This is a genomic window from Streptomyces sp. 796.1, assembly GCF_047525675.1.
Lineage (GTDB): Bacteria > Actinomycetota > Actinomycetes > Streptomycetales > Streptomycetaceae > Streptomyces.
The window spans coordinates 306,534-314,176 of sequence record NZ_JBLIWA010000001.1 but is presented as its reverse complement, the minus strand read 5'-3'; the positions used below and the strand labels follow the sequence as shown (position 1 = coordinate 314,176).

Here is a 7,643-nt window from a genome sequence, read left to right as displayed (position 1 = left end):
CCCCCCCCCCCCCCCCCCCCCCCCCCCCCGCCGCACCCGACACCGCAGGGGCCGCACCGAGCACGGACGTCGTCCGGCGCGGTGCGGCCCCTGCGGTGTGCTGCGGTGTACGGGTGCTGCTACGAGGTGGGCATCTGGCGCGAGAACTCCTCGGAGCCGCCGTTGTCCCAGGTGATGGTCAGCTTCTGGTCGCCGTCGCTGAGCGCCGCCTTGCCGGTCATCGAGTCGCCCTGGCAGTTCGCGTTGACGCTCATGTCCTCGGTTGCGGTGCCGCTGCACGTCATGGTGCCCATCCGCATGGCGAACGCGCTGCCGGAAACGCTGAGGATGCCGACCTGGCCCGATGAGGTGCGCTTGGTGGTGTACCAGATGCCCTGGGCCTTGCTGGCGTCACCGCTGCCGCCGCCGGTGGAGCCGGAGGTGCCGGTCGAGTTGGAACCGCCGATGAGGCCGGTCGAGTTGGGGCCGGGAATCTTGATCTCGTCACCGCCCGTGGCCCCGCCGGTGTTGCCGCCGATGGCCTGACTGCCGCCCTTGTCGGGCTTGCCGAACAGCGACGAACCGTCACTGTCGCCGTCGTCGCCGCAGCCGGTCAGCGTGAGCGCCAGCGCCGCGACGACAGCAGCGGCGGCGATCGTTGTCTTGTTTCGCACGGAGGTCCCCCGTCATGCCCTGATCAATTGCTCGGGAAACGTAGCAGGCTGTGGCGGGTCCTCCGACCCCCGATGCCGCTCCGTCGAGCCCCGGGGACACAATCGATATCCAGCCGTTGCACAGCGGAACGCCCCCGCACGCTCCGTCTCGGCGGCATCACCGGCCGCCCCTACCCCAGCCGTCCCGGCCCCCACCCACCCCATCTGCCGGCCACCACCTGGGCTTTCCCGATCCGAGCCGCACCACGGGCCACCCGCGGGCCCCGTCGCGAGCGCCCGCCACCCGATGCACCCCCTAGCCGTTCCCCTCCCGACCCCTATTTTTCGCACCATCCCCCTCGGCATGGCCCCCAGACGCGAACCGGACGCTCCGCGCCGGACGTCTTGCCTCGTCTGGGCCACCCCGCAGTCACTCTCCGTAGCCTTCCGGTCGGGTGCGCCACGGGCCCCGCCGGGGCGCGCGGCGGACCGTGCGTGCGTACGCGGGGCGGACGGGGCGGCAGGGTGCGCGGAGTACGCGGGCGCGCGGGACAGGTGGGACAGGCAGGGCAGACAGCCGGACGGGCGGGCCGGCAAGTTGCGGCAGGTGGCTCGTATGCGGTGCTCGAACGGGGGGCGCCGGAAAGGAAATTGGTGCGCGCCCATGCCGGGCGGCCCCGGCGGGGAATACTGACGGACATGGGGACGCCGATCATGGGAGCAGCCGCACAGGTGCCCGCCTGGGTACCGCCGACCGACGTCGAGCGGGCGCTGTTCGAGGCGAAGACGCGCCAGGACTGGGACGCCTACCTCCGGGTGCTCTTCGCCGCGCAGACCTTCGCCTACGCGCCCAAGCAACTGGTGGACGACGACCAGCTCATCGCCTGGGTCCCGCACACCGCGGCGCACGGCCCCCGCTTCCTCGCCGTATACACCCGCGGCGAGCTGTCGGCCCCGCGCGCCGGGGAGGTCGCCTGCGACATCGCGCTGCCGCTCGCCCCGTACGTGTGGTGGGGCGAGAAGCTGCGCGGCATGGTGGTCAACCCGGGGACGCCGACCGAGGCGTACTTCCCCGGGGCCCGGCGCAAGCGGCGGCGCTGGCTCGCGCTGCGCGACCAGTTGCCGCAGCACGACCCCGACCACGACACGGGGGCGCTGCTCACCAAGTACACCGGTCCGCTGCGCGGCCCGCTGGCCGTGGGGCTCGCCTGCGGGGCGCACCTGTCGGTGCACCGCAGGGCACTATGGAACGACCTCACCGACGTGTACGCGGACTACCGCGCCGACACCAAGATCCTGCGCGAGGCGTGGGGCGCGGCCAGCGCCGCGCAGTGGCGCCGGCAGCTCGACTTCCTCCTCGCCGGTCAGAACAGCCCGCCGCAGCCGGAGTTCGTGCTGCGGGTGCGCCGCGCCATCGCCCGGCACACCGCGGGCGCGGCCGTGGACTCCACGCTGTGGCAGCGCACCGCCGTGGAGACGCTGCGCGAGCGCGGCACCGCCGAGGCCGAGCTGGCCGAGGTGCGTGCGCTCATCCGGCGCATCATCAGGTACGAGGCGCGGTTCCGGGCCGACGGCCTGCTGCCGGCGGACGGGTACGTGGGATCGGCTGCCGGCTATGACTTCGGGCGGGCGGTGAGCGTGGCCCGCTGGGGCCTGGGCGCCCGGTACGCCGACGGGGCCGAGGCCGAGGCCGCCGTCATCACCGCCGGCGTGCTGTGCCGCCGCCACTACACGTCCTGGGCCGACTTCTCCGCCGGCTACGTGCTGGGCCGGGTGCTGCGCTTCGACGACGAGTCCTTCGGCCCGATGTACGCATCGGCCCTCGCCCCGCACCGCCTCCTCCTCGACACCCCCACCAGCCCCTGGCGCACGCTCCCCTTCACCGCACCCGCGGTCTGAACCGGTACCCACCGGCGCCGTCGGACCCGTCGCCGCCCGTGTCAACGGGACTTTCGGCAGTGGTGGGCCGGCGGCCTCGCTCCGTAGGGTCTCGCGCGTGAAGAGCACGACGATCGAGGGCGGGCGGCCCGCTGTGACCGCCGGCCGTGGTGGGCGACGGTCCCGGTGGCCCCGCAGGCGCGGGGGCGGTGCCGGGCCCCGCGCGGGGCGCTGGCGGGTGGATCCGGGGCACCTGTTGACGGCGGCGGCGAGCGTGACGGCGGGGTTGAGCGTGCTCAGCCTGTGGTGGGCGCTGCCCACGGCGGTGGCCGCGTTCGCGGCCGGCCGGCGGCCCGGCCGGGCGCTGCCGACCGTGCTGGTGCTCGTCGCCCTGCTGGCGGCGGGGCTGGTGGCGATCACCGTGGTGCCCGCCTGGCTCGATCTGTCGAGCGTCTTCGTGGCGGTGGTGGTCGTCGCCGCCATGGTGCCCTGGTTCGCCGGGCGGTTCTGGCGGCAGTACCAGGACCTGGTGCGGGCCGGTTGGCAGCGGGCCGGGCAGTTGGAGCGGGAACAGCGGCTGGTCGCCGAGCAGGCCAGGCTCCGGGAGCGGGCCAGGATCGCGCAGGACATGCACGACGTGCTCGGCCACGACCTCAGCCTGATCGCGCTGTCCGCCGGCGCGCTCCAGCTCAGCCCGGACCTGGCGGAGCCGCACCGGGCCGCGGCCCGCGACATCAGGGCCCGCGCCGCCTCGGCCGTCGAACGCCTCGGCGAGGTGATCGGGGTGCTGCGGGAGGAGGCCGACGGGGCGCCCGAGCAGGCCCCGGACGCCAGCCTGGAGCGGCTGGTCGCCGAGGCGGCGCGGGCCGGCCTCGCGGTGCGGCTCCAGGTCACCGGTGACCCCGCCGCTGCCGCCCCGTCCCCGGTCGCGGAGCGGGCCGCGTACCGCGTCGTCCAGGAGGCACTGACCAACGCCGCCAAGCACGCGCCGACCGCGCCGGTGACGGTCTCCGTCGCCTACGCGGCCACCGAAGCGGAGGTGCGGGTGGAGAACGGGCCGCCGTCGCCCGGCGGCGGGGCGGGAGCGGCGGCGAAGGGCACGGCGGGCGGCGGCCCCAGGCCGGCGCCGGCCCCCGCACCGGACGGTGCACCCGCGGCCGGTGCGGTACGCGCGCCGGCCGATGCCCCCGGGCCGCGCCCCGACCGGGCGACGCGGGCCGCTCCGGCGCCGGCCGCCACGCGGCTGCCGGGAACGGGCCCCGTCCCGTACGCGTCGGGCTCCGGCGCCGCCTCGTACCCGCCGGGCGCGGGTCCCCTCCCACCGGCCGTCGGTGGGCGCGGTCTGATCGGGCTCGACGAGCGGGTGCGGCTCGCGGGCGGCAGCTTCGTCTGTGGGCCGTGCGCGGGGGGCTTCGCGGTCGCGGCGCGCATTCCGCACGCGGGCCAGGCCCGCCCCGAGCGCGCCGCCCCGGCGCCGGCCGGTGGGGCCCGCTGGCCGTCCGATGGGCCCGGCGTGAGCGCCCCCGGCGGCCTGCCGCAGGAGCACCGCAGGGCCCGCCGGCGGGTGCGCCGTACGCTGTTGGCTGCGCTGATGTTCCCGCTGGTCACGGGGGCGGTGCTGAGCGCCGTACTGATCGTCTGGGATGCCGTGGCGACCTCCGGGGCGGTGCTCGACCCGGGTGACTACGCGCGGCTGCGGGTGGGGCAGGACCGGGCCGCGGTCGAGCGGGTGCTGCCGGACCGCCAGACGACGCACCGGCCGTCCGGCGCCGGTGCGCCGCGGGCTGCCGGTACGGACTGTGCGTACTACGCCATGACGGCCGACCCGTTCGACGACCGGGCGGGCGACGCCTACCGACTCTGTTTCCGCGACGACACGCTGGTGTCGCTCGACGTACTGATGGGCTGAGGACACTGTGATCCGCGTACTGATCGCTGACGACGAGGCGATGATCCGGGCCGGCGTACGGGCCGTGCTCTGCACCGATCCGGGCATCGAGGTGGTGGCCGAGGCCGCCGACGGGCACGAGGCGGTGGAGTCGGTGTTGCGGCACCGCCCCGACGTGGCCGTGCTCGACATCCGGATGCCGCGGCTCGGCGGGATCGCCGCCGCGGCCGAGATCCGGGCGGCGGCGCCGGAGACCGGCGTGCTCATGTTGACCACCTTCGGCGAAGACGACTACATCTTGCGGGCGCTCGGCGGCGGCGCCGTCGGCTTCCTGATCAAGTCCGGCGAACCCGAGGAGTTGATCGCCGGAGTACGCGCGGTGGCCGACGGCGCCGCCTATCTGTCACCGCAGGTCGCCGCCCGGGTGGTGGCGCACCTCGCGGCGAGCGGCGCCGGTGACCTGGCGAGCCGGCGCAGCGCCGCCCGGGAGCGCGTCGACGCGCTCACCGCCCGGGAGCGTGAGGTCCTCTCCCACCTGGGCGCGGGGCTCTCCAACGCCCAGATCGCGCGCCGGCTGCACGTCGTCGAAGGCACGGTCAAGGCGCATGTGAGCGCCGTCCTGGCCGGGCTCGGCGTGGAGAACCGGGCCGCTGCCGCGGTCGTCGCGCACGAGGCGGGCGTGGTCGCGCCCAGCGCGCGGCCGGCTGCCCGCGGGTGAGAGCCGGGCCAGCAGCGGCGCCGCGGCGCGGCTGGCCGGCGGCAGCAGGGCGATGAGCGCGGCGGCTGCCACCGCGCCGCCGAGGGCGGCGCCGGCCAGCACGTCGTGCGGGTAGTGCACGCCGACCACCACCCGCAGCAGCGCGGCGGCGGCAGCGAGCGGCAGCGCGACGGCGGCCAGGCGCGGGCGGAGGACGGCGAGCCCGACGGCGATGCCGGCGGCCAGCGTCGCGTGGTTGCTGGGGAAGGACCAGTCGCCCGGCGCCGGGCACTCGCCGAGGGCGGTGGCGCCGCGCAGTGCACGGCACGGCCGCTCCTCGTCCACGGCCAGCTTCAGCGCCTCGCTCACCGCGTAGCCGGCCACGGTGCCGAGCCCGATCAGCAGGGCGCCGGCCACCTGGTGCGCGTCGCCGCGGCGCAGCGCGCTCGCGCCCACCCAGGCGAGGAGCGCGCCGAGGGCCAGCAGGGTGCCTTCGCTGGCGAGTTCGCACAGCGTGCCGAGCCAGCCGGGCGCGCCGGCCACCGCGTCGTTGACCTCGCGGTACGCGGTGGCCGACGGCCCGTCGGTGACCCGCATCGGTGCGGTCGTGCCGAGGCCGCCCGGGGCGAGCCACGCCAGCGTGCCGCCGGCCGCCGCGAGCAGGGCGAGGGCCAGCGCGGCGCGCCGGGCCGTCGGACGGAGTACAGAAGACGTTCGTTCCATGGCCACCGAACGTAGGAGTGGCCATGGGCCCGGGGCCCGGGACGAACGGCAGGCCCCACCCCCCACCTTCGTCGGGGTTGACGCGCGGCTGGGCGGGTGCTGGGGGTGGGTGAGCCTGGCTGCGGGGGCCGGACGGGCCCGTGGTGTCAGGGTGCCGGGCTGCTCGCCGGCTCGGGCGCGGCGGTGTCCTCGGTCGCCGGCGGGAGGCTGTCCATGAAGGAGCTGACCGAGAAGACGGCGCGCCCCGGTCCCGGCGGGCCGTACCCGGGCGGCGAGGTGAGGCCGAACTCCTCCAGCGTCGCCCGGTAGCTCTCCAGCAGCCGGATGTGGTACTCCAGCGGCGCGCCCTGCGGGTTGGCCTTGCCGAGCGGGGTGGTGGGTTCGGGGCACCAGGTGGTGAAGCGCGGTACGACGCCGTGCGACATGAAGAAGCGCAGGCCCTCGGTGGTGGAGTCGATGGCCTCGCCGACCGTGGTGAAGCCGAACGGCTCCGCCATCTCCACGCCCGCCACGAAGTTGGGGATCACGTTGCGGGCGCCGAAGACCTCGGTGGAGTCCAGGATCCGCCGGTGCCACTCGTCGCGGCCGACGTAGCGCTCCTTGCCCGGGCAGTACAGCTCGAACAGCCGGCGGTCCCACACCTCGAAGTTGGGGTGGTAGATGCGGATGCCGTAGTCGTGGAAGCGCTGGACGTCGTCGCGCGGCAGCGCCTGCGCGACGACCTTGCCGATCCACCGGCCGGGGAAGCGCTCCTCGATGGCCTTGGCGTAGTGGCCGTAGAAGTCGGCCTCGTCCCGGCCGCCGACGTGCGAGGTGATGGAGCCGCCGGTGAGGGTGTACGCCTGGGAGGCGCGCGCCGTGTCGTACCGGTCGATGATCTCCAGCGCCTCCAGGACCTCTTCGACGGGCTTGACGCCGGTGTACGGGCGGCCGGCCGCCTTGTGCTGGCGCCAGTTGTGGTTGATGTCGCAGTACTGGCACTCCTCCTTGGCGCCGAAGTACTGGCAGACCCGGAAGACCGTCAGGTACACGAGGTAGCCCCACTGGATGGTGGGGGCGACCTCCATGACCGACTTCCCGTTCGCGAGGGTGTGCCGGTAGTAGTCGGGCATCGGCGGCAGCCCCACCTCGGCGATCCGCACGCCGTCCAGGTAGAGCCCGAGCGCGCCGTCGGCACCGGCCCGCACCACGTACGGCGAGTCGGGGTTGACCCGCACGGAGACCACGGTGCGGCGCAGCTCGTACGGGCCGCCGGTGAGCACGATCTCCTCCGGCGGCCGGTTGAGCGCGGCCTCGCCGAGTTCGGGGAGGGTGCGGTGGTCGAAGGAGAAGATGAAGTACGACTTGGGCTTGACGTCGCCGGCCCCCTCCGCGCCGCTGAGGGCGGACGCGTCGAAGGCCATGCCGCCCCGGAGCAGGTCTTCCTTGATCACCGCTTCCCGCGGGACGTGTGGGAAGCGTTCCATCAGGTCTTCGACCAGCGCGGTCCGGCTTCGGCTCTCCATGTTCTGCTCCATCCCTGACGTCCTGGGACGCCGCCGGTGGGCGGCTCCCGGCCCTCGACCCTTCATTGCACCAGAACGGCCGCGGGTCGGGCCGTGCGGGGTACGGCGTGCGTGGTGGGCGGCGCCTGGTACGACCCGGTGGGCCGGGTCGGATGTGGTCCGGTGGACCGGGTCGGACGTGGCCTGGTGGGCTCGGGCGGACGTGGCCCGGCGGACGCCGCCCCACGCTGCCCGGTGGGTCCGGCCCGACCTGCGGGACCGGGGCGGTTCGCGCACCATGACGGGGTGGGGCCGGAGCGGCCCGCCGGGGTCGCGGGCGG

At 75.4% G+C, this 7,643-nt stretch carries 5 protein-coding genes and 1 pseudogene; 3 read left to right on the top strand and 3 right to left on the bottom strand.

Features of this window, described 5'->3' with window-relative positions:
* Window positions 1-119 precede the first annotated feature (119 nt).
* Window positions 120-653 (bottom strand): hypothetical protein, encoded by a 534-nt coding sequence (locus ACMA1D_RS01150; RefSeq protein ID WP_414721923.1) that lies wholly within the window; start codon window positions 651-653, stop codon window positions 120-122.
* Between the two features lie 678 nt (window positions 654-1,331).
* On the opposite strand from ACMA1D_RS01150, the gene ACMA1D_RS01145 reads away from it, so the two are divergent.
* From ACMA1D_RS01145 to ACMA1D_RS01135, 3 genes are all read left to right on the top strand, one after another.
* Window positions 1,332-2,531 carry a DUF1266 domain-containing protein gene (locus ACMA1D_RS01145; protein WP_414721922.1) on the top strand — a complete coding sequence of 400 codons (1,200 nt, stop codon included), beginning with the start codon at window positions 1,332-1,334 and terminating at the stop codon, window positions 2,529-2,531.
* Between the two features lie 217 nt (window positions 2,532-2,748).
* Window positions 2,749-4,419, top strand: coding sequence for a histidine kinase (locus tag ACMA1D_RS01140; protein ID WP_414721921.1), 1,671 nt, complete (start codon window positions 2,749-2,751; stop codon window positions 4,417-4,419).
* Between the two features lie 7 nt (window positions 4,420-4,426).
* On the top strand, window positions 4,427-5,116 hold the full coding sequence (locus tag ACMA1D_RS01135; RefSeq protein WP_414721920.1) for a response regulator: 690 nt from the start codon (window positions 4,427-4,429) through the stop codon (window positions 5,114-5,116).
* Between the two features lie 114 nt (window positions 5,117-5,230).
* On the opposite strand, the pseudogene ACMA1D_RS01130 reads toward ACMA1D_RS01135, so the two are convergent.
* Window positions 5,231-5,692 (bottom strand): annotated as a pseudogene (locus tag ACMA1D_RS01130) (phosphatase PAP2 family protein); the annotation flags it as partial.
* A gap of 272 nt (window positions 5,693-5,964) precedes the next feature.
* The gene (locus ACMA1D_RS01125) at window positions 5,965-7,323 is read right to left on the bottom strand and encodes a radical SAM protein (protein WP_414721919.1); all 1,359 of its coding nucleotides are present in this window, start codon (window positions 7,321-7,323) and stop codon (window positions 5,965-5,967) included.
* Window positions 7,324-7,643 lie beyond the last annotated feature (320 nt).

Bases quoted from the DNA above. Each gene is read 5' to 3' on its own strand.
- ACMA1D_RS01125 (WP_414721919.1), bottom strand. From the start codon at position 7,323: ATGGAGAGCCGAAGCCGGACCGCGCTGGTCGAAGACCTGATGGAACGC.
- ACMA1D_RS01145 (WP_414721922.1), top strand. From the start codon at position 1,332: ATGGGGACGCCGATCATGGGAGCAGCCGCACAGGTGCCCGCCTGGGTA.